We start from the raw sequence: 22,750 nt of genomic DNA on the forward strand, positions 1-22,750 counted from the left end.
TGTATATTCATCTATTTCCGTTCTTCCTATTGGTGACAAATAAGGGTTTATTCCAGACTGGTTTAAGTATGGTAATCTGCCATTTGTATTGGTTGTTCTAAAAAGCCCTTTAACAATGCACCATTTGAACCGTTGTAAACAATTGTATTCCCTGCCATGTCTATTACAGAGATGCCTGCTTTCAATTCAGTAGGCGGTAACTCCGAAGAAAAGTTTACCCAACCTCCTGATGTCAGATCTTTGCTATTATCCGTATCCATATATGCTACCTTGCCCCAGCGTTTCAGGTCTTCAAAGCGCGAATGTTCGAAGGCCAATTCCATACGCCGTTCACGGCGGATTTCCCAAAGTAGGGCAGGTACTGAGGGGTCTTTCTCCGGATCGTTCGGAAGGTTGTTGATATCTAAATGCGCAGTTGGTTTAACGCCTTTGTCTTCGGCTTCTTTTGCCAATGGCCTATCTCTTATCTTATTAACAGATAAATTAATATCAGCTTGTGTTATAGCGGCTCCGCCTATTGTAGATAATTCTGCCTTAGCTTCAATCCAGTTTAATAATGCTTCAGCATACCTGAATACCGGATAATCTGTTTCGTTTTTGCTGCTCGTAAATTCATTGGGAGGTGTTGCGCCAGCAGCAACAGATGTGATCACGCTTCGCGGAATAAACTTGGTGATATACCAGAATGCCGCCCTGTTTTTTGGAGTTGGTTTGTCATAAAAAGAAGCTTCCAAACGAGAGTCTCTTGTTGTGATTATTTTGGATAAAGTAAAGTCGTTAGCATCGTCTTCTCCTGAAGTTTGCCAGGTGTTCCCGTCAACACAAATAAATGATTTAATTAAATCGGTGGTTGGGCCAAATGCTAAAGATTCGGACAGATTATTATAAGAAGCTACAGAATGTGTAATGCCAGCTGCTGCATCATAATTTCTATAGAATACTACATCTTTATTTCCTCCTAAATTATTAGAAGCAAACAGAGATCTAAAATCTGTTACAATATCATATTTACCGCTTGATATAACAATGTTTGCGGCTTCCTGTGCTAATTCCAAAAACTTTCTGGCTCTTTCGTTATTGTTATAATAATATTTCTGCCATGTACCTTCGTATAAAGCAGCCCTTGATGTGAATCCCGCCACAACATATTTATTAACAAACTGGTCTCCGTCAGATGCTCTCACATTTTCAAGTGCGAATTTTAAATCGTTGTAAACGGCATCCATTACTTCGTTGCGTGGTGTGCGAGGCTTGTATAGGTCGTCCAGGTTTATATCACTTGGCACATAGTCATAGTAAGGTACATCGCCAAACTTTGTAACTAATCTTGTATATTCTAAACCTCTAAAAAAACGCGCTATTCCTGTCCAATGGTTGTAGGCGTCCTCTTCCAGTAAGTCTTTCATGCGAGTTTCCATCCGGTCCAGCATTATATTTACAGAGCGTATAGTATCCATTTCCCAAATACTACCGCCGTTAGGGACTGACCTTGTAAAATTACCCTGGTTACCCATTAGGAAAACATCGTCGCTAAACTGATAATCCATCATGGCAGCTCCTTCAGTATTAAAACCTAATCCATAACCTGTGAAAAAAGCCGGATAGAATTTATTAGCATACAATCTAAGATTGTCTTCAGATGTCCAGGCAGTTTCATCTGTTACTTCTGTCAGCGGCGGCCTGTCTAAAAATTTCTTACAACCAAACAAGGCCATAACTACAAAGGCAAGTATAAAAAGATATGTATTTGTATATTTCATCTGTTTCATTTTATTGTTTTTATGGTCAGATGAAATTCGCAGAAAAAATATTCATCGCTTCGCTATTAAGTCGATCAAATATTTTTATGCTCATTTCATAAAAATGTTTGTTTTAAATTATAACGATACGTTTACGCCTACAGAAGCTATTTTAAAAGTAGGGTTTGATGTGCCTGTGCGACCCAAATTGTAGTTGTCTGCTAACATCGATTGTCCCGAAATGGCTTCCGGATCAATGGGCAGGCCACGTAGTTTGTCGAAGGTGATAAAGTTCTCGAAAGAAACGTAAACGCGTGCTTGCTTCAATTTAATATTGTTGAGAAGCTTGGGCGAAACGTTATATCCTAAAGTGATATTCTTAATTCTGAAGTAAGACATATTGAGTAAATACCTTGTTTGAGGTACCATCACAAACCCTGAATTAGCACCATTGAGATTCCAGGCTCTTGGATAAAAAGCATCGGTTCTGTCTTCCTTCCAGAAATCTCCGGCAAAGGTTTGAGGCATAGCTCCGTCTTTTACATGAAAGCCTGGAATGGCTAACTGGCCGGCACCCCATATATGACGCTTGCCAACGCCCTGGCCCATTACAGAAAAATCAAAAGATTTATAATCAAGGCCAATTCTAAATCCATATTCATAACGGGGAAGAGAATTGCCTATCACAACCCGGTCACCCGGATCACCAAAAGTTCCTTTGCCGGATGTGATGTAGCCATCTCCATTTACATCCACAAACTTTACATCACCTGGGCTGATTAAAAGAATCTGGTTGCCATCTTCAAATTGGGTTTGATATACAGGATTATTTCCCGCCAGCTTATTAGTTCGTTTGGCCGTACCCTGCCACACAATTGTTTCCTGGACAAAATTGCCATTAGCATCATACACAAAATCCTCTTGTTGATATAACCGGTCTGTTACGTAGCCATAAATATCTCCATATCGTTTTCCTGTTGTGAACGTATTATCAAGAGCTCTGTCTTCATATGGCATATTCCAATCTGCCGATTTTGTAATATCAGTAACCGCGTCAGATAAATTAGCCATCAGGTTAATACCAAGGCCGCCAGCAAATCGATGATTGAAGTCAAAAGCAATTTCCCAGCCACGGGTTTTCAGGTTTCCGTAATTCCCCTTTGGTGCACCGGCTCCAAAAGTTTCAGGAAGGTCTTGCCCCGGTATGATCATGTTCTGAGTTCGCCGCTCATACAAGTCAAACACAACCCCAAACTTATTTTTGAAAAAGCGCAAGTCGGCTCCTAAATTGAGCGTAACAATATCCTGCCAGGCGATGTTAGCGGAAACAGGGTTTGGGGGTACCTAATTGAAAAAATGGGTTTCCTGTGCCATCTAACCATGAATTTTTTTCTATTTTCCCTAGAGAAGAAATATACAGTCCATTTGATATCGACTGGTCGCCAATCGATCCCCATGATGCGCGGAACTTGGCAAAGCTTAAAATGTTTTTTGTTGATTTCATAAAGTTTTCGTCGCTTAGTACCCAACCACCAGAGAACGACGGATACCATTGCCAGCGCAGGAATGCGGGAAATTTAGAAGCCGCGTCGTAACGAAGATTAGCCTCCAGTAAATACTTGTTGGCAAATGCATAGTTAACCCTTCCAAAATAACCCAATTGCGAATCCCAGTTAGCATCTCCTCCTGTTTCTTGCCTGCCAGAAGTAAATGCGAATTGAGGATTGTCCATATTCGTCAATTCATAAGCCCGGGAAAAGTGATTGTTCCATTTATTGGCCACAATATTGGTTCCCAACATAAATTTTAAATCGTGGCTATTTTTAAGATTAAGGTTGTAAGTAGAGTAGGCGTTTACTGTATGCCGCTCCTCTCTTTGGGTAAATTGATAGATATAGGTGTCGACCTTACCGATGTATTCACTAACAGGAAACCGCCACGCAGCTACGCCGCCGCTTTCTGTAACATTACCAGCATCATCTACATAAACCCGGTTTCCGTCATCATCCGTCCAGGCAACAGGTGCATACCAATGCCAGGCGCCGGAGAAAGTGGGCCTCGATGATTTTCTTATTTCCTGCCGTATATCGTATGTGTAATCTGCAATAATTTGCCAGTTCTTATTAATGTCTATAGTTGTTCCAAAATTCAGGTTAGTGTATTTATTGCCGAGTATGGCTGTGTGGGCGTTTTTGGTATCCCAGTAAGGATCACGTATTTCTTCTCCAAGTTCTGTTACGCCTGTTGGAAAATAACGGCTCCATCTATATAAATATAACCAAGGGTCAGCTCCGAACCCAGTGGCCGAGTTGGGGTATCTTTTCGTTCTGTCCGAAAATAATGTTCCTCCACGGATGGTGATGTGATCACTTACTTTTGAAGATATGTTTAGATTAGCGGTGTACCTGGTATAGTCGTCTTGTGGGGCAGGTTTCATCATTCCTTCTTGTCCAAAGTAGCCGAAACTCGCATTATAAGTGGTGTTTTTTGATTTACCATTAAGAGAAAGATTATGGTTCTGCGTGAATGCTACTTTTTTGATCATTGCCTCCGCGGGGTCGTAAATTCTGATACCATATTTATCAACCCCATCAAAATACCAATCTCTATTGAATACTACCGGATCAAACTTACCAACGGTACTTCCATATTTTTCTTCCCATTCTCTCGATTTTTGCAGGCTTTCTTCACTAATTCTCCAAAAACCGCCGGCAGGGCCGCTTCCCTTCATATTTTTATGTGCCTCCAATGTATACTCTAATCCATCAATACCAGCTACTTCAATTTTTTTGCAGGATTTTGCCAGGACAGGTTGTTGCTGTAAGTAAGGTTAACCCCATCTGTTTTGGCTCCTCTTTTAGTTGTTATTAAAATAACGCCGAATGCTGCTTTAGCACCATAAATAGAACTTGCCGATGCATCTTTCAAAATGCTGACGCTTTCAATATCATTTGGATTGATCATCTGTATGCTTGGAACTTCAACGTTATTAACCAATATCAACGGTTGGCTGCTACCTTCTATTGAACCTACAAAGCCACGAATTCTCATCAATGGGTCAGAACCTACTTCACCGCTTGGAATCCTTACTGACAGGCCAGGTATAACACCCTGTAAACCACGCCCTGCATCGGCAATAGGCCTGCTTCCCAGTGTTTTTTCCACATCAATACTTGCTACCGCTCCCGTAACATTGCTTCTTTTTTGTGTACCATAACCTACTACCACAACTTCGTCCATGTCGGATTCTTTGGCTAGCAGAGAAATAGATATTTCTTTGGAATCACCTACTAAAACGCTTTGCGTAGTGTAGCCAACAGAAGAAAATTCCAGTGTTTCTTCAGAAGACGCACTAATTGAAAAATATCCGGAAGATTCAGTAAGTGTTGCTCTATTTGTATTTTTTACTGAGACGGTTACACCCATAAGAGGAACACCCTCTGCAGTCTTTACAAACCCCGAAACAATATTTGCCTGGGCCATAGCGATTTGACTGCAAAAAGTAAAGACAAATAAAAGCACCACTAAGAAAAAGTTTTTCTCATACTTATTATATTTTAGATTGAAATCAGCTAAATATTTAAAAGGTCATATAACACTTTCAGTTGAAGGCATATTCAAAAGCTAAACTCCTCTATCCGTTCAATATATTTTGGAAAACAAAACTGTATCTCATATCACAGTTTTACGCTGGTTTTGGGCGCGTAAATGTGTCTCTTTTCGTGGGCAATCTCTTATGGTTTTGTTAAGGCCGTATTAAAGATAATATAAATTCCTGCAAATTCCTGCAAAAACCAGAAAATATTTGCACAATCTCTGGAAAACCAGCAGAGAAACGCACATTGTAGTATTATTTATCCAATAAAAAAGCCGGATTGCGTAAGCAATCCGGCCTATAAAATATGATACAGATTATAAAATCAGTTCTTCGAATTTTTTATCAATGAAATAAAATCATCAAATAAATATCTTGAATCATGTGGGCCAGGTGTACTTTCCGGGTGATATTGTACCGAAAATGCAGGTTTACCTTTAACGCGTATACCTTCTATCGATTGATCGTTCAGGTTCACATGCGTTATTTCTACTTTATCAGATTTTTTATCGACTCGGGATCAACACCAAAACCATGATTTTGAGTTGTGATTTCCGACCTACCTGTAAGCAGGTTTTTAACCGGATGGTTCAACCCTCTGTGACCGTGATGCATCTTGAAAGTTTCAATTCCGTTAGCCAGCGCCAATAACTGATGGCCCAGGCAAATACCAAACACAGGTTTATCTTCTTTTAAAATTTCTTTTACAGTGTCAACAGCATAATCCATAGCGGCAGGATCGCCGGGGCCGTTCGAGATAAAGTATCCGTCCGGATTAAAACTTTTCACTTCTGTTAAAGCCGTTTTAGCTGGGAACACTTTCACATGCGCGCCGCGGTCAACCATGCATTTTAGAATATGCTGTTTCGTGCCATAATCCATCACCGCAATTTTAACATCGGCGTTAGCATCGCCCATTTCATAAGCTTCTTTGGTCGAAACTATAGAAGCCAATTCTTGTCCGCTCATATCCGGCGTTTCGGCCAGGCGGCGTTTCAATTCTTCAATATCAAAAGTTTCTGAAGAAATGATACAGTTCATCGCCCCTTTGGTACGAACATGTGCAACCAGCGCTCTGGTATCAACCCCATGAATAGAAACAATATTGTTCTTTTTAAGGTAGGCATCCAGTGAGCCTTCTGCTCTTTTACGCGAATAATTCTCATTCAGGTTTTTAGCAATCACACCCAATACTTTCACACTATCGCTCTCCACATCTTCGGGTATAACGCCATAATTTCCAACATGCACAGCGTTCATAATCACAATCTGACCATAATAACTCGGGTCGGTAAAAACTTCCTGGTAACCGGTCATGCCCGTGTTGAAGCATATTTCGCCGGTAGTTGTGCCAATGGCGCCAAAAGCAAATCCTTCGGCAACAGTTCCATCTTCTAATAATAAAATAGCGCGGGATTGAGTTTCAGACATGTATTTTATTTTTTATGTTACCAGCTACAGTGCTACTATCATCTTCGTTGCCACGCTCGGTTTATCGTTCCGATTATAATTAAACTCCATTTCCGCTTTCCTTCTCCTTCGGAGAAGGTGTCCGCCAATCGGCGGACGGATGAGGCGTAACATCGGGCAGTTTATCCTGAGCTTGTCGAAGGGATCGCACGCTTCAACTGATCAATAAATCTCAACAAAAAAATCGCGCAAAAATAGGACTAAAATTTCGGATTCAATATTCAAAATCATGAAAATTCTGAATAGAGGGTGGTTTATTTTGTAAATTGCATTAAATCTTAAAAAGTTTACCATTAAATCTTATAGAAAAACTTTCATCAACCGATATTGATATATATTGATTTTTCACTAAATCCTTAACTCCCTTTCCCCATTGCCTCTCTTTTCATTTCTGTAGCCACTGTTGCGCCCAAATAGCGTTCAATCAGCCAATGCACCAAATAAATAACTGGTGTCATCACCACTGCTACAATAAATTTATATATATAATTTCCTACACAAATAGCCAACACTAAATTCAAACTCCATGGTGTGCCCTGATTACCCGAAACCCGAGGCCCAATATAAAAAGCAATAAATAATACCACAAAACTGTCAACTAATTGCGATACAAGTGTAGAGCCTGTGGCGCGCAGCCAAATAGCTTTTTCACCTGTTGCCCTTTTGATGCTGTGAAAAACAACTACATCTAAAATTTGTCCGATTAAAAATGCAGCCAGCGAGCCAATAATGATCCACGAGCCTTGTCCTAAAATAACCCGATACGCTTCATTTGCGTCATCAATATGTTGCGCTTTATAATTGCCCGTCCAAAAATCTGCAGGACTTAATGCTATCGCTCCCTGAAACATAATAAAAGTGTAAGCAATCAGCCCCGCCGCCAAAAAAGACAAGAACCGTACGCCTTTTACACCATAATATTCATTAATAATATCGGTCATTATAAATACAACAGGCCAGAGCAATACACCGGCGGTAAGGTTAAAGGAAAAATTATTTCCAAAAATGGTCAGATCAAAAGGCTGAATACCAATCGTTTTTTCCAGCGAAAATATTTTTACGCCAATTACTTCTGCAACAATGGCGTTGGCAATAAAAAAGCCACCTAATACAATAAAAAGCCGGGTCGATTTATCACCTATTATAGTACGGATCATTGAAATAAAAAGTAAAAATTATAAATACGATTAGAAAAGCAATATTGATTACGATGAGCCAGCGTGGAATATGGTTCGCTGGCTTTTTTCCAGAAATAGCAACTATAATATATAATAAACAGATCAGCGGTAATAACACCATCGCTAATCCATAACCAGCCAGTATAATGGTTGAAGAAATAGTTTCATCGTTACTAGAAGATAAAAAAGCAATGAAAATGCCAGCAGCATAAAAAGCCCGCTTAAAAAAGCCACCCGCGACAAAAATATTAACCAACGCATAAGCGAATTTCGTATAAAATAGTATTATTTTGTTTAGTGCCACAAAGACGCGAAGGCGCAAAAATATTTTAACATGATTGTAATAGATAAGGATACAGAAGATTTGGGAAGACAAATCGTTAACATCGCTTACAAAATTCATAAAACACTTGGACCTGGTTTATTGGAGTCTGTTTATGAAAAATGTTTTTGTTATGAGCTAAAGAAAGAGCAAATTCCGTTTGTTTACCAGAAAAAAGTTCCTATAATTTATGATGGGGTAGTGTTTGAAGAAGGCTTGCGATTAGATATTTTAGTGGACGAAAAGATAATTATATAGTTGAAAGCCTGCGAAGAGTATCATACCGTCTGGGAAGCGCAGCTCCTGAGTTATTTACGGCTTACGGGCAAACGATTAGGATTTATCATCAATTTTACGGTTCCTTTAATTAAAAATGGTATTAAAAGAATGGTATTGTAAGTGTTGAAGTCATTCGCCGAAGGCGAACTTCGTGTTCTTTTTGTTTGTGACAAATTACTCAAACTTTAGAGGTTACGAATAATCATCACTTTTATTTACTTTGCGTCTTCGTGCCTTTGTGGCAAACAATAAATTTTTATAATGAATAACTGGATCAAACAATCGCTTCCCCATTTTTTGGCAATACTGATTTTTTTATTGGTGTCCGTATTGTTTTGCAAACCTGTGCTTGAAGGTAAAGTGCTGAACCAGCACGATACCGGCATTAGTGGTTGGAAAGGTTCAGCTCAGAATGCTCTTGAAATAAAGGAAGAAACTGGAAGTCTTCCGCTTTGGAGCACCAGCGTTTTTAGTGGTATGCCCAACTATCAAATAGCCTTGGAAGGTAAAAGTGCATTGCCTGTGGATTTAAATAAAGTAATGGGGCTTTGGCTTCCCAAACCCATGAACTTCTTTTTTATTGCATGCGTATGTTTTTATATTCTTTGCGTGGTATTGAGATTTCATCCTGTTATCGGAATATTCGGAGCGCTGGCTTTTGCTTATTCAACTTATAATCCATTAATTATCAGTGGCGGCCACGAAACTAAAATGATGGCTATCGCTTATATGCCTATGTTGTTAGCTGGTTTGTTGCTTATTTATGCAAAAAGATATTGGATTGGCCTGGCAGTAGCAACCTTAGGTGCCATGTTCGAGTTGATGGCTAATCATCCTCAAATAAGTTATTATTTCTTTTTTATTGCAGGTGCCCTTACCATTGCTTATTTAGTTAAATGGATAAAAGAAAAAGATTTTAAACATATCGGTATCTCCTTTGGGTTAAGTGCAGTTGCGGCGCTGATTGGCTTAGGTTGTTATGCTTTGGCTTTTACGAGTACAAAAGAATATGCCGAATACACAATGCGTGGCGGCAAAAGTTTAGAAATTACAGGTAATGAAGTAAAGAAGGCAAATACCACTGGGTTAGATGCCAGTTATGCTTTTCAATATAGTATGAGCACAACCGAACCTTTAGTAATGCTAATGCCTAAAGCTGTTGGTGGCAGTACATCATCTCCGTTGCCAGAAGATTCAAAAGTAACTGAAAAACTGGTGGAAGCGGGGGTACCCGAAATGCAGGCCTCTCAATTTTTAAGTCAAATGCAATTGCCCATTTATTGGGGCGGAATGCTTGGCGAATGGGGCTACTCTGGCGGGCCGGCCTATATAGGGGCTATCATTTTTATACTGGCTATAATTGGATTTGTAGTTGTGCGTAGCCCGGTTAAATGGGCGCTTTTGGTGGTGACAATATTATCTGTGCTAATGGCCTGGGGAAGATTCTTTCCTGGGTTCAATGAATTTTTGTTAAGCAACTTGCCACTTTATAACAAGTTTCGTGCACCATCTATGGCGCTAATAGTTGCTAATCTTACTATGCCTTTGATGGCAGTAATTACTGTTTATACTTTATGTTTTGCCAAAGATGCAAAAGAGATTTTGAAAATCAATTTCAAAAAGATATTGTACACGCTTGGCGGCATCACCTTGTTGCTTGCATTATTATATATAGGGCAAAGTTATTCATCCGGATTTGATGAACAGGTGATGCAAATGCAGTTAGACCAAGCTGGTAATGATACCCTTAACCGTGCTATTGTTGAAGGAATGAAGGCCGACAGGCAAAGCATGTTTGGCGGGCAGGTAATGCGTAGCATTTTATTTATGATTATTGTATTGGGTGTTTTGTATGCTTATTTAAAAAACATCATCAAGCCGGTGATGGTTGTAGCATTGCTTGCTGTAGTAACATTAATTGACCTTTGGGCTGTTGATAAAAAATACTTTAGTGACGATCAATATATTGCTAAAGATGAATTGCAAGTAGCCGAGGCAACACCATCACCAATTGACCAGCAGATATTAAAAGATAAAGATCCCCACTTCCGTGTATATGATGTTCAAGGTTTGAACAACAACAGCGTATCTTATTTTCATCGATCGGTACGGGGTTATCATCCGGCTAAACTGCGCATTTACCAGGATATTATTGAAAGGTATTTTAGTGGCATGCCAAACGAGCAGATTTTAAATGCATTAGATGTACGATATATTATTAATGCAGATCAGCAAGGGCAACAACAATTAATTCCCAATCCCAATGCGTATGGCGCGGCATGGTTTGTAAAAGCCGTGAAGCCTGTTGCTAACGAAGTAGCAGAATTGCAGGCAATAGGAAGGACAAATCTTAGGGACACGGCAATTGTTCAACAAAGCTTGTTAAAGCAAAATGGTAATCTAAGTGCAGATTCATCATCTACGATCAGTTTGACAAAATATACAAATGATGAGATTGAATATATCGCAAATACACCTACAGGGGCTTTGCTGTATTTAGTGAAGTATATTACCCAGCAGGATGGAAAGCCTTTATAGATGGCAAACCGGAAGAGATTATCAAAACCAATTATTTTATGCGCGGTTTAATCATCCCGCAAGGAAAACATAATATTAAACTTGTATTTGATCCTGAAGTTGTAAAACGAGGGATGAATATTTCCTACTTAAGTTCCTGGTTGGTGATCATTGTAGTAATCGGTGGCTTTGTAATGCAATGGTGGGTTGATAGAAGGAAAAAGCCAATGGTCAATGGTCAATAGTCAATAAACAATGGACAATGGACAATGGACAATAGACAATAGCGCATCTGCGAACCGTGAACTACGAATCGCATCCATAGTTCCTTATAAAATAGTTCCTGCCATAAAAGGTGGAGAAAAGGGTATTTTTCTTTTTTAAAGTACTTGGCTAAATACGCAAGCATTACTGCGTTTACGGTTAATGAAAACCGTGGTAATGTTGATGGTATCAATTTTACACCCGTGTTAGGAAGCGGCGGCAATAAACTTCGTTATATTAATCCGGCGTTATTTTTATCTATAAAAAAATCATGTCAAGAAAAAGGTATAAAACATGTAATTATAGAACATCCATATTATGCCTGGCTCGGCTATGCACTAAAAAAATATGCAGGCTTAAAATTGATTATTCACTCGCATAATATTGAAGCAGCAAGGTTTAAAAGCATGCGCAAATGGTGGTGGCGTATTATGCATCATTATGAAAAATTTGCGCATCGCCATGCCGATTTCAATTTCTTCATCACAGAAGAAGATAAAAACTATGCTGTAAAAGAATATGGATTGGATGCAGAAAAATGCACAGTTATTACTTATGGGATTGAAGCAGATAAAGCTCCTGATCTTGATGAGAAGCAAATATGTAAAAAGAAGGTTTGCGATGAACTAAATCTTTCAATTGATACTAACATTATTTTATTTAATGGCACATTAGATTATGCCCCAAACCGTGATGGATTGGATCGAATTCTAAATGAGATCAATCCTCACCTACTTCAACATTGTACTGTTCCATACAAAATAGTTATTTGCGGTCTTCGCTTACCAGAGAGTTATAATGGCCTAAAAGCTTTTGAATACAAGAATATTATTTACAAAGGTTTTGTTGAGGATATTGATCTATACTTCAAGTCAGCCGATTTGTTTATGAACCCAATAACAGACGGTGGCGGCATTAAAACCAAATTGGTTGAAGCGTTAGGAGCCAATACGCCTGCGGTATCTTTTAAAGCAGGCGCATATGGGGTACCGCTTTCCGTTACGGGTAATCATCTGGCTCTTGTTAAAGATGCCGATTGTTTGGAATTTGCTAAAGAAATCATTACAAAATTGCAACAACCTAAAGAAGCTATTTCGCCTCCTTTTTTCGAACATTTTAGTTGGGATAAAATTGCAAGAAGAGTAATAAGCATTATGACCCAGCTGGTGCGTGAGACACGCACCACGGCGGCGTAGTATGGATGTAACCAAACTCTGTCAAGGCGGCGTGTACCTATTTTTGCCAAAGGGTCTGCCAGGGTGGATTGTGACCAAACTCACTGCCAAGGTGCGGGGTTGCCTAGGTTCGTGTCTTCACGCATCTTAGGAGCATAAAAATTAGCGAGCTAAATTATATCCAAAACGATGATATTTTTGTGCAAACTCGCTGCCAAGGTGCGTGTCTCCACGCACCCTTAGACCGGCATTTTGTATAACCTATATAAATCACAAACTATGAATAACCCATCGTTACAACCCAAACGAAAATCATTTCTTGAACATAATGAAGTATATTTTTGGACGGCAACTATTCACCAATGGAATCCCTTAATGTTGGCAGATAAGTATAAAGACGTAGTAATCGATTCACTGCGTTATTTAAGTGTTGCAGGAAAGATTGATGTATATGCCTTTGTAATAATGCCCAACCATATACATTTAATTTGGCGTATTAATGAGCCCAACGGCAAAGAAAGCCCGCAAGGATCTTTATTAAAATATACAGCTCATCAATTCAAGAAAATGCTGCGTAGCGAAAACAATCATGCATTAAGTCTTTATGCTGTAAATGCCTCGAATAAAAGTTATGAATTCTGGCAAAGAGATTCATTAGCGACCCCCTTATATACACATAAGGTGGCCTTGCAGAAATTGAAATATATTCACAATAATCCTCTTGCCGAATACTGGCAACTGGCAAAAGACCCATGCGACTATAAGTATTCTTCTGCTCCATACTATGAGTTGGATAAAAAGAATTTTAACTTTTTGAAGGATTTGTGAGAGGTTATATAGGTACTCGTCAAGTCAAGGTTCGTGTCTTCACGAACTTGAGTTACGGGTGAGTGAAGACACTCACCAAGGCGACACTCAGTTTTTGTCAAATTTTTTTCACGCCAATATTGATTGTATGACCAACATCATCAGTAACTTATAACACTTTATAAAAGTGTGGCTTGTTGAATAGTATGAGAAAAAATATTGTAATGATCGGAACACATTGGTTGTGTAGCCTTTCCACAATTTCCATTCTGCACTTATTCCTTTGGTAAAGAATAATGTTTTAATAGTTACTACTAACAAATAAATTGGTATGGTAAGAAGATTAGCTACCAAATGAAATAGGTACCAAAATACTCCAAACTCTTTTCTAAATCTCACAAAATTGGAAAGCATAATTTGGAAACCTTTTTTATCGGAAAGGTTTTGATAGCCTTTGGTTTGAGAATTATAGGCTTCGCTTGAACTTCCTCCTTCCAGATGAACAACATGTAAGCCGCCATAGATGCGAAGTGTACCGATCTTTTTTAACCGGCTACACCATTCTGCTTCTTCCGAATAAAGGAAAAAATCTTTGTCTAAATAACCTGCTTTTTCAATAGCAGATTTTTTTACCATCAAAAAAGCACCGTTGATCCAGTCAACGTCAGCCGTTGAAGTCGCGTTAGCAATATTTGTTTTTTTTACACCTGACGATAAGCCTATTTTTCTTATAAGCCTTCCTACATAAGGTAGCGCCATCAAATAATTAAGACCACCAGTTAAAACATAGTTGCCTGATATTTGTGGGGTCCTGTCCGCATTTAATAGCTGAACACCTGCAGCAATACAATCGTCTTTTTCAAACCGGCGGAAGCATTTGGCGATAGCATCATCTTCATTCAACGTATCAGAGTTTAACAGCAATACTATTGCCCCTTTTGACGCCTGAATGCCTGCATTGTTAGCTCTGGCAAATCCGCTATTATAATCCATATTGATCCATGTGATATTTGGATGTACAGACAGAATTTGTTGCTCGCTATTGTCATTCGAATCATTATCAACAACAATGATCTCTGTTTCAGAAAGCAATGTGCCTTTGTAAATAGAGTCGATGCAGTCGATTACTAACTGCGGCGTTTTGTAGTTGACAATTATTATGGAATAGCGGATCAATTATTTTATTTTATTTTATGCTTGTTTTTTAGAAAGTGTAAAGTCATGAGTAGTTTAGATATTACACCGCTGCGTAAAAGAGCCCGTGGCAATTTTGATTGTGTACCGATCATCGATTTAAGTATTGGATGTATGGAACCATCATATCCAAAATCTTCGATCTGTTTTATATTTTCTATTCTGAAGTTTCTTAGAAAGCGCCAGTTGTAATCATATACCAATATATTCTTCAACTTGTTAATTCCCATTTTATTTAAAAAATGAAAATGTTCAGGAATCTCAATATTGCCAATATTTTTTGTGTAAGCTGTAACCTGGGAGTTGCTCATGTACACTTTAACCAAAGGCTGATTTATATAAACCAGTTTGTCTGTTTCAATTCGCCGCCTGTACATATCAATATCTACCAACCATTTTAGCGCGGGATCGTATAAGTGCTGTCTATCATTTTTGTGCATGGTTACACTGGGCGGGCCGATAAAATTTTTGGCGACCAGTATGGAAGGTTCTTTATCTGCTTGTAATAACCTAAACTTTTCCGGAAAAACTATCTTTTCGCTACTATCTTTTTCATAGACATTCGTATATGCAGAAAAGATGAACGCATTATCATTCTTCTTTGCACAATCTGCAAACTGCTGCAATGCTGAAGCAGTTGCCAGCCAGTCATCGTCATGCATTAATTTTATCCATTCGCCTTTGGCTAATGATATGGCTTTGTTCCAATTGGCTGGCGTGCTTAATGCGGTTTCATTTTTGTGATAAAGAATTGAAATTTCATCGCTATATTTTTCACAGACTAATTTAACCTCATCGTTAGGGCTATCATCTGTTACGATAATTTCGAAGTCTTTATAATCTTGTATAGCGATGGATTGCAACAAGCGCTCCAGGAAATTGCTTCTTTTATAAGCAGGTATGCAAATGGAAATAAACGGCATTTTATTAAGGCTTTACTCCCACAGAAAATAAGTTAAGTGAATGGATTGTCTTTTGCAGCATTACTTTAAAGTTACAGTATTCTAGTGCCTGTTTCATAACTTCTAAAGAAAATACATGATGATGGATGCATCGGTTCACGAAGATGTTTTTCATTCTTTCTTCGAGCTCTTCATAATCTTTAACGCCTTCGTCATCTGCAATACTATGTAGTTTTAGTACTTCATCAACATGAGTATTATCTCGTTCATCAATATTATTTTTATAATCAGCAACAAGATGCTCGAAAGTAGTGTAAGGACGGTTTTTGTCAAAAGTGACTTCTTTATTTGGTACAATAATATAGACGGATCCGCCAGGCTTTAATATTTCATGCCACCGTTTTAATGCTTTAATAGGATTTGCAACGTGTTCAAGGCTGTGGCAGGATAATAGGAAATCGTATGAATTGTTTGCGATGCCTTCAAGGTCTGCCGCTTCTGCAATAAGCTGTGTCCCTTTTGGATAACCCTGCAGGTATTGATAGTTTTCACCGGCTTCTATATTACCTTCCCAAACCGTACTTGTATTAAAGTTAACACCGTCAATACGATTTGCATATAAGTAAGCAGGGAAATAGCTTTTTGTTTAAAAAAGCCACTTGGTCCGCCAATTTCAATTCCGGTCTTTCCTTTAAGCGATCTGGCCAGTGCAATAGTATTTCTTTTGTCGGGATGTTTTAGCGCACTTATTGCTGTAATTATGGAATCGGATAATCTCACGTATTTGCTTTTTTTAATGATTAAAAGTGCCAGAAAAATAGCACTATTTCAATAACCTCATAAAAAGGATTTTTTAGTGCTCCATTTTAATTCGTTTATTTTTTTCGCATGGAATAGCTCGAAATAATCATTCGTTTGTGTATGAAGTATTCTTCTCGCTATTTCATAACTTGGCAAAATAATTTCTTTTAATTAATAATGGAAAAAGTTTTTGGTGTTGTTATATTGTATAATCCAGCAAGTGATGTAATTCAGAACATTAGAAGCTATGCAAAAAAATTATCAAAGCTTTACATATTTGATAATAGTGATGCTGTTGTGCCGCTGGATTTAAAAGAGCTTGGCAGCAATATTGTGTACACAGCTGATGGGATAAATAAAGGTATTGCAGAGCGACTAAATCAAGCTGCTGCTCAGGCTATGGCGGAAGAGGGAGACTGGCTATTAACTATGGATCAGGATTCTTTTTTTGATGAGCAGGCTCTGGATATTTATTTTTCCTGTATAACTTCATCTAAAGAAAAAGAACAGGTTGCTATGTTTGGATTGGAGTATGAACAAAAAACCGGTGCTTTAAACTGTGAATCAGAAGAAACTTCTTTTCTCATAACGTCAGGTAGTTTGGTAAATCTTGAGCTTTTTAAAAAAATCGGCGGCTTTGATGAGCGATTATTTATTGATGAAGTTGATTCTGAATATTGTTTGAGGGCAAACATAAATGGTTATAAAACGGTCAAGTTTAAGAATATTTTTTGAATCATTCTTTAGGTACAATATCTCAACACAGATCTTTAAAAAGCTTTAAGAAAACTTCGCGTACGCTCCATTCTCCCTTGCGGGTTTATTATATGGTAAGAAATTATTTATATATAAGTGAGAAGTATGAGAAACAATTGCCAGCGTCGTTCCCATATAGGCGTGCTGCAGTACTCAACAGGATAAAAAACAATTTTTTATATGGACCCCAAAAAGGACAGTTGTTAAAGTATTTGTTATTGGCTTACAAACATTACAAGGCCGATAAAATGGGTAAGCTTAAATGATATCAGTATTTTTATTGGCAGCTTAATATTCTTTTTTAAAATACAGCGCAACTGAGTCGCTTTCTCCCCTTTGATTATAATCGTTGATTTCTTGCTGAAAACGAGCTAGATCTTCTTCAGTGAAGCTGCTTCCCTCCGGGTTTTGTATATAACTTCTGCTGTCATTCACATTGCTGATGCCTTTTGTATATTGTTCACTAGCCAGAATAGAAAAAACTTGTGCATCAAAGACAGTTTTGTATAGTGATAGATTATTTTCTTTTGTCAATATTTTAATGCTTTGCAGGCTATGTACAAAAAAATGTCGTGGGGGATCAAGGGTGGCAACATTAACGCCATATTTTTCCAACAAGGGCGTACTTACAATTGGTATACGAATCAATAGTCGGCCATTGTTATTCAGTAACGATGCGGCTTTGGCTATCACTTCGTGTTGATGGTCCATATGTTCCAGGCTATGATGCATCATGATCACATCATATCTGCCTTCCATTTCAAAAACATCTTTTTTAAGTAACCGCAGGTGTTCGTTATAAATGGTATCCTGGTTTAGAAAAGGATCAATTCCTGTAAGGTCATTGAAGCCCAACCTATACATTCTTTTAAGTAGCTGTCCGTTACCGCAACCAATATCTAAAACACGCTCATTTCTATTATGCAGATTCAAAACTTTAAGCCAGTCGTAAAATAATGATGGTTTAAATTTTAGTGCAAGCAAGCCACCAATCATTTTGTTTTTGTTGAAAGCATGATAATTAAAGTGCAGACTTCTTATCGCGCTTCTTTTTACGGGAACTTCTGCCGCAGTGTAGGAGTAATAATCGTTGGGATAGTATTTGTCTATATTGGCTGGTATTTCACTTATCTGTATGCATCCGCAATTTGAACATTGGAAATAGTCAAACAAGTCTTTTAATCCATACATCATTTCTTTTAATACCAACTGCTTGTTATTGATATCATTACTGCAAATGCGGCATTTCATCTGTTTGTGTTTTAATGTTCAGAAGGTATTTGTCGAAAATATGGCGAATTGAATCTAAATCTCTTTCAAAAAAGTTCTAAACCCTTTCTTTTTCTTCATCCAATTCATAACTCAAATTTACAGAATAGTATTTTTTAAGATCATACAAGCCGCTATCATGTTCAGCAGCTATTGCTTCAATATGTTGTAAGCCATAAGCATTAGCCGCGTCAAACGCTGCGATAAAATCGTTAGATAATTTTTTTGTACTTACCCAGGCGGCAAACACAAAAGGTAATCCTGTAGCAGCTTTCCACTCTCCGGCCAAATCGTAAACATATTTTGAATGATGACGTTGCTTCAATGCCCGGTCTCCAATAATTAAGGCGGCGCAGTCATCCTTGATTTCGTGTATGTAAGATTCATCCTTCGCTTCTATAAACTCCGGAGCGATTTTCCAATGATGTTGAACCAGCCATTTTAATAATTGAACGGAAGAGCGGCTTTGATAATCCAGGTAAATTTTCTTTATTTCAGTAACATGCCGTTCACTGAAAAGCGCTACAGAGGCTACATCGCCAATAGCACCAATACAGTAGTTGCCATTAATTTCGTAGGTCAGAAGTTCCGGAATAATAGCAACCGGTACCAGCCCCAGGTCTATTGCTCCGCTTTTAAGCAGGTCTGCCAGCGATGCCGGGTAAGCCTCAATCAGTTCAATTTTATCTTTTATCGGCAGTCTTTGAAGGCCATATATAAGAGGCCGCGTGTTTAAATAACTTACAATTCCTACTCTAATCTTTTGTTCCAATCTTTATTCCTTTATTTTTGCGGGGCAAAGATAACAGGATTTGAAATTTTTCATATTTAATTTGAAATTGAAATCTCAAATCAGAAATCTCAAATCAGAAATCAAATAATGTCTTTAACAGCTATTTCGCCCATCGATGGCCGCTACAGTAAGCAGGTTCAAAGCCTGCAGGAATATTTCAGTGAGTATGCATTGATCAAATACAGAGTAATTGTCGAAATCGACTACCTTTTACTTTTAGCCGATAAAAAGTTCTTAAAGTTGTCAGCAGCAGCAAAAAAGCATTTACGCGATTTGAAAGAAAATTTTAGCGTTGCTAATGCGGAGGCCATCAAGGAAATTGAAAGGACGACAAATCACGACGTAAAGGCCGTTGAATACTTTCTAAAATCGGAGCTTGACAAAACTGATGCGGAAGACGCAAAAGAATGGATCCATTTCGGATTGACATCGCAAGATGTGAATAATACGGCCATTCCTTTATTATGGAAACATAGCCTTGAGTTTGAGTTATTGCCGGCTTATTTAAATCTGCAAAATCAATTGGTAGAATTAGCACATCAATGGAAAGAAATACCCATGCTGGCTAAAACCCACGGCCAGCCTGCATCTCCAACAAGGTTAGGTAAAGAAATCATGGTGTTTGTTGAAAGGTTGGAAAATCAGATTCAATTATTCTCCTACATTCCCGTATCCGCAAAATTTGGCGGTGCAACCGGAAATTTCAATGCTCATAATGTAGCTTATCCCAAAACGGATTGGATCAAATTTGGTAATCATTTTGTTGAAGAAGTGCTTGGTTTACAGCGTTTGCAGTTTACTACACAAATAGAACATTACGATAACCTGGCGGCCCATTTTGATTGTATCAAACGAATCAATACTATTCTATTAGACTTTTGCCGCGATGTTTGGACTTATATCAGCATGGAATATTTCAAGCAAAAAACCAAAGCCGGTGAAGTGGGTTCCTCAGCAATGCCGCATAAAGTAAATCCGATAGATTTTGAAAATGCGGAAGGTAACTTGGGTATGGCAAATGCAACGCTGGAGCATCTTTCAGCCAAATTACCTATAAGCCGTTTGCAGCGCGATCTGACAGATAGTACTGTTTTGCGTAATATTGGTGTACCCATAGCTCATACTATCATCGCTATAAAAAGCATTGAAAAAGGTTTAGGGAAACTGGTTTTAAATGAAGCTAAGCTGAACGAAGATTTGGACAACACCTGGGCCGTTGTGGCTGAAGCGATTCAAACCATTCTCCGTCGCGAGAAATATCCGAATCCTTACGAGGCCTTGAAAGATTTGACCAGAGGCAAGGACGGAATTACTAAACAATCTTTACATAAGTTTATTGGTACACTTAAAGTTTCCGCGGCGGTAAAAGCAGAGTTGAAAAAAATAACCCCGCATAATTATACGGGGATTGTTGCGAAGTATTAATAAATCGATTAGGCACATATTAGTTAAAAGGATACTATTTAGGAGAGCGAACAACTTGAGCATGGAAATTAGAGCTTGTATAGCTATCTGTGTAATACTCAGAGTATTGTAATTTACCGTTCCTGTAAATAATATTATCCCAGGTTACTAGGTCGGTATAACCAACTCCACCCACATTCTGATAAATCATCATTTCAATGAGAATTTTATTCTCCGTTTTCTTAAGATCCCATCGAAGTATTTCGTGTCTTGCGTTGTTTCCGTCATTAACATACCCAGTATTATCTTTATTGAAAACAAAATAATCGGCATCACGATTCCAGTTGTTGTCATCTGCACCACGTTTGTATTTAAGGCTAGTACCTCCGTAAACGCCGATTGCTTCATCAACTTTCCAAGATTCGGAAGTCAATACGCTTTCATTTAAAACAGGGTTCTCGGGATTCTCTTTCGAGCAGGAGAGCGCTAGCATTATTACAGCAGAAAACAAGGCACCAGTCCATAAGGTAGTTAGTTTAAATTTTTTCATAAGTATGAATTTTGGAAAGTAAAATTACAAAACAATTTAATTTAAAATTACTTATGTATCTCACTCGTAAAATGGAACTCAATATCCGGGTTATTGCTGATCTCGGTATTTAAAAACCATTCGCTTTGGGCCAGATAAACAACATGACCGTCTTTATCTTCGCCGCTATTGGCAAGTTTGAATTTAGTAAAATCGTCCAGTTTTTTTGCATCTTTACTGGTAAGCCAACAGGCTTTGTAAAAAGGCAGGGCTCGAAACTCAACAGCAGCGCCATATTCATGCAATAAACGATATTGAATTACTTCAAACTGCAATTCACCAACACAGCCAATTATTTTTTTCGTTCCTCCAAATTGTGTGAAAAGCTGCGCTACACCTTCATCTGTCAACTGAAGCAAGCCTTTTTCAAGCTGCTTGGTTTTCATCGGATCCTTATTCACTACTTCTTTAAATATCTCGGGGAGAAGGAAGGAATGCCAGTAAAGAAAAAGTTTTCTCCTTCAGTAAGCGTGTCGCCAATTTTAAAATTTCCGGTATCAAACAAACCCACAACATCGCCAGCGTAAGCATCTTCAATAATGCTTTTATCCCGCGCCATAAAACTATAAGGATTGCTGAAACGCACGTCCTTATTCAATCTAACATGATGAAAATATTTGTTGCGTTCAAATTTTCCACTACAAACCCTTAGAAAGGCAATACGGTCTCGGTGTTTAGGGTCAAGGTTGGCGTGAATCTTAAATACAAATCCGCTTAGCTTTGGTTCTTCAACATCCACTTCTCTTTCAGTAGTTTCGCGGCTTTGCGGTGTTGGTGCAATGCGGATAAAAGTATCCAGCATTTCATTCACACCAAAATTGTTAATGGCGCTACCAAAAAATACCGGCGACACTTTCGCAGCCAGATAGTCAGCAACATTCAGTTCTCCATTCACCCCGTCCACTAACTCAACATCTTCACGTAAAATGGTTGCGTCAGCAGTTCCTAATTTATCTTCTAATACAGCATCATTAATGTCGTTAATCGCAATGGCGTTCTCATCATCCGCTTTGGTACTCGCCGTGAACAACCGCAGATTTTTATCATGCAAATTATAAACACCTTTAAATTCTTTACCACTATTAATGGGCCAGGTCATCGGGTGTAGCTGAATATTTAGCTCTTTCTCAATTTCTTCCAAAAGGTCAAAACGATTTTTACCGTCGCGGTCCATTTTATTAATAAAAACAATTACCGGTGTGTCCCGCATCCGGCACACTTCCATCAAACGGCGGGTTTGATCTTCCACACCATTTACACTATCCACAACCAATATTACACTGTCAACAGCTGTAAGTGTTCGATAGGTATCTTCTGCAAAATCTTTGTGGCCGGGCGTATCCAGCAGATTGATCAATATGCCGTTATATTCAAAGCTCATCACAGATGTAGCAACAGAAATACCTCTCTGCCGCTCAATCTCCATAAAATCTGATGTGGCCGATTTCTTTATTTTATTGCTTTTTACTGCACCGGCAACCTGTATGGCGCCACCAAAAAGCAGGAATTTTTCTGTTAGCGTTGTTTTACCGGCATCAGGGTGACTGATGATGGCAAATGTGCGCCTCCTCATGATCTCGTCGTGGAATTTCATTCTTAAATCTATTAAAAGGCTGCGAAGATATTGGGATTTTACGATTTGAATATTTATTATGTTACCAGCAGATGAATACATGGCAACAATCTTGCTACGCTC

General features: G+C 38.4%; 23 protein-coding genes and 1 pseudogene. 8 read left to right on the forward strand and 16 right to left on the reverse strand.

Annotation, left to right across the window (positions count from 1 at the left end; all coding sequences use genetic code 11):
- Nucleotides 1-62: 62 nt before the first annotated feature.
- The 7 genes from MKP09_RS02230 to MKP09_RS02255 form a co-directional block, all read right to left on the reverse strand.
- Nucleotides 63-1,760: a RagB/SusD family nutrient uptake outer membrane protein gene (locus tag MKP09_RS02230; protein WP_240826238.1), complete on the reverse strand. Its 1,698-nt coding sequence runs from the start codon at nt 1,758-1,760 to the stop codon at nt 63-65.
- 117 nt (nt 1,761-1,877) lie between these two features.
- Nucleotides 1,878-2,984, reverse strand: a complete 1,107-nt coding sequence (locus MKP09_RS02235; protein WP_240826239.1) for a SusC/RagA family TonB-linked outer membrane protein — start codon at nt 2,982-2,984, stop codon at nt 1,878-1,880.
- 73 nt (nt 2,985-3,057) lie between these two features.
- On the reverse strand, nt 3,058-4,470 hold the full coding sequence (locus tag MKP09_RS02240; RefSeq protein WP_240826240.1) for a SusC/RagA family TonB-linked outer membrane protein: 1,413 nt from the start codon (nt 4,468-4,470) through the stop codon (nt 3,058-3,060).
- Between the two features lie 44 nt (nt 4,471-4,514).
- Nucleotides 4,515-5,222, reverse strand: a complete 708-nt coding sequence (locus MKP09_RS02245; RefSeq protein WP_240826241.1) for a carboxypeptidase-like regulatory domain-containing protein — start codon at nt 5,220-5,222, stop codon at nt 4,515-4,517.
- 437 nt (nt 5,223-5,659) lie between these two features.
- On the reverse strand, nt 5,660-5,812 hold the full coding sequence (locus MKP09_RS25205; protein ID WP_317235168.1) for a glutamine amidotransferase-related protein: 153 nt from the start codon (nt 5,810-5,812) through the stop codon (nt 5,660-5,662).
- Between the two features lie 11 nt (nt 5,813-5,823).
- Nucleotides 5,824-6,765 carry a glutamine-hydrolyzing carbamoyl-phosphate synthase small subunit gene (gene carA, locus MKP09_RS02250; RefSeq protein WP_262915072.1) on the reverse strand — a complete coding sequence of 314 codons (942 nt, stop codon included), beginning with the start codon at nt 6,763-6,765 and terminating at the stop codon, nt 5,824-5,826.
- 395 nt (nt 6,766-7,160) lie between these two features.
- Nucleotides 7,161-7,961 (reverse strand): queuosine precursor transporter, encoded by an 801-nt coding sequence (locus tag MKP09_RS02255; protein ID WP_240826242.1) that lies wholly within the window; start codon nt 7,959-7,961, stop codon nt 7,161-7,163.
- A 355-nt stretch (nt 7,962-8,316) separates the two neighbouring features.
- On the opposite strand from MKP09_RS02255, the pseudogene MKP09_RS02260 reads away from it, so the two are divergent.
- From MKP09_RS02260 to MKP09_RS02280, 6 genes and pseudogenes are all read left to right on the forward strand, one after another.
- Nucleotides 8,317-8,703, forward strand: a pseudogene (locus tag MKP09_RS02260) (GxxExxY protein).
- Between the two features lie 141 nt (nt 8,704-8,844).
- Nucleotides 8,845-11,121 carry a hypothetical protein gene (locus MKP09_RS02265; protein ID WP_240826243.1) on the forward strand — a complete coding sequence of 759 codons (2,277 nt, stop codon included), beginning with the start codon at nt 8,845-8,847 and terminating at the stop codon, nt 11,119-11,121.
- 20 nt (nt 11,122-11,141) lie between these two features.
- Nucleotides 11,142-11,345, forward strand: a complete 204-nt coding sequence (locus MKP09_RS02270) for a hypothetical protein (protein ID WP_240829089.1) — start codon at nt 11,142-11,144, stop codon at nt 11,343-11,345.
- A gap of 10 nt (nt 11,346-11,355) precedes the next feature.
- Nucleotides 11,356-11,484, forward strand: coding sequence for a hypothetical protein (locus MKP09_RS25210; protein ID WP_262915073.1), 129 nt, complete (start codon nt 11,356-11,358; stop codon nt 11,482-11,484).
- Nucleotides 11,485-11,489: 5 nt separating this feature from the next.
- On the forward strand, nt 11,490-12,560 hold the full coding sequence (locus MKP09_RS02275; RefSeq protein ID WP_240826244.1) for a glycosyltransferase family 4 protein: 1,071 nt from the start codon (nt 11,490-11,492) through the stop codon (nt 12,558-12,560).
- A 258-nt stretch (nt 12,561-12,818) separates the two neighbouring features.
- Nucleotides 12,819-13,367, forward strand: a complete 549-nt coding sequence (locus MKP09_RS02280) for a transposase (RefSeq protein WP_240826245.1) — start codon at nt 12,819-12,821, stop codon at nt 13,365-13,367.
- A gap of 108 nt (nt 13,368-13,475) precedes the next feature.
- Here MKP09_RS02280 and MKP09_RS02285 read toward each other — a convergent pair whose 3' ends face one another.
- Genes MKP09_RS02285 through MKP09_RS02295 form a run of 4 tightly spaced genes read right to left on the reverse strand, consistent with a single transcriptional unit; the run spans nt 13,476 to nt 16,222 of the window.
- Nucleotides 13,476-14,522, reverse strand: a complete 1,047-nt coding sequence (locus MKP09_RS02285) for a glycosyltransferase family 2 protein (protein WP_240826246.1) — start codon at nt 14,520-14,522, stop codon at nt 13,476-13,478.
- A gap of 5 nt (nt 14,523-14,527) precedes the next feature.
- Nucleotides 14,528-15,463: a glycosyltransferase family 2 protein gene (locus MKP09_RS02290; RefSeq protein ID WP_240826247.1), complete on the reverse strand. Its 936-nt coding sequence runs from the start codon at nt 15,461-15,463 to the stop codon at nt 14,528-14,530.
- A 4-nt stretch (nt 15,464-15,467) separates the two neighbouring features.
- Complete coding sequence (locus MKP09_RS27800; RefSeq protein ID WP_394801023.1) at nt 15,468-16,049, reverse strand: methyltransferase domain-containing protein; 582 nt, start codon at nt 16,047-16,049, stop codon at nt 15,468-15,470.
- On the reverse strand, nt 16,001-16,222 hold the full coding sequence (locus MKP09_RS02295; protein WP_240826248.1) for a hypothetical protein: 222 nt from the start codon (nt 16,220-16,222) through the stop codon (nt 16,001-16,003). Before MKP09_RS02295 ends, MKP09_RS27800 begins: the two co-directional genes overlap by 49 nt.
- Nucleotides 16,223-16,420: 198 nt before the next feature.
- On the opposite strand from MKP09_RS02295, the gene MKP09_RS02300 reads away from it, so the two are divergent.
- A complete protein-coding gene (locus tag MKP09_RS02300) occupies nt 16,421-16,978 on the forward strand; it encodes a glycosyltransferase family protein (protein ID WP_240826249.1) in 558 nt (185 codons plus the stop codon).
- Nucleotides 16,979-17,287: 309 nt separating this feature from the next.
- Here MKP09_RS02300 and MKP09_RS02305 read toward each other — a convergent pair whose 3' ends face one another.
- The gene (locus tag MKP09_RS02305) at nt 17,288-18,250 is read right to left on the reverse strand and encodes a class I SAM-dependent methyltransferase (RefSeq protein WP_240826250.1); all 963 of its coding nucleotides are present in this window, start codon (nt 18,248-18,250) and stop codon (nt 17,288-17,290) included.
- A gap of 76 nt (nt 18,251-18,326) precedes the next feature.
- On the reverse strand, nt 18,327-19,040 hold the full coding sequence (locus MKP09_RS02310; protein ID WP_240826251.1) for a menaquinone biosynthetic enzyme MqnA/MqnD family protein: 714 nt from the start codon (nt 19,038-19,040) through the stop codon (nt 18,327-18,329).
- A 108-nt stretch (nt 19,041-19,148) separates the two neighbouring features.
- Between MKP09_RS02310 and purB the strand changes: the two genes are divergently transcribed.
- Complete coding sequence (gene purB, locus MKP09_RS02315) at nt 19,149-20,486, forward strand: adenylosuccinate lyase (RefSeq protein WP_240826252.1); 1,338 nt, start codon at nt 19,149-19,151, stop codon at nt 20,484-20,486.
- A 34-nt stretch (nt 20,487-20,520) separates the two neighbouring features.
- Here the strand turns inward: purB and MKP09_RS02320 are convergent, their stop codons facing one another.
- The 3 genes from MKP09_RS02320 to MKP09_RS02330 are packed head-to-tail and all read right to left on the reverse strand — an operon-like array spanning nt 20,521 to nt 22,648.
- The gene (locus tag MKP09_RS02320) at nt 20,521-21,015 is read right to left on the reverse strand and encodes a hypothetical protein (RefSeq protein WP_240826253.1); all 495 of its coding nucleotides are present in this window, start codon (nt 21,013-21,015) and stop codon (nt 20,521-20,523) included.
- Nucleotides 21,016-21,062: 47 nt separating this feature from the next.
- Complete coding sequence (locus MKP09_RS02325) at nt 21,063-21,455, reverse strand: hypothetical protein (RefSeq protein WP_240826254.1); 393 nt, start codon at nt 21,453-21,455, stop codon at nt 21,063-21,065.
- On the reverse strand, nt 21,455-22,648 hold the full coding sequence (locus tag MKP09_RS02330; protein ID WP_240826255.1) for a peptide chain release factor 3: 1,194 nt from the start codon (nt 22,646-22,648) through the stop codon (nt 21,455-21,457). Before MKP09_RS02330 ends, MKP09_RS02325 begins: the two co-directional genes overlap by 1 nt.
- Between the last annotated feature and the right edge of the window lie 102 nt (nt 22,649-22,750).

Source organism: Paraniabella ginsengisoli (genome assembly GCF_022513635.1).
Taxonomy (GTDB): domain Bacteria; phylum Bacteroidota; class Bacteroidia; order Chitinophagales; family Chitinophagaceae; genus Niabella; species Niabella ginsengisoli.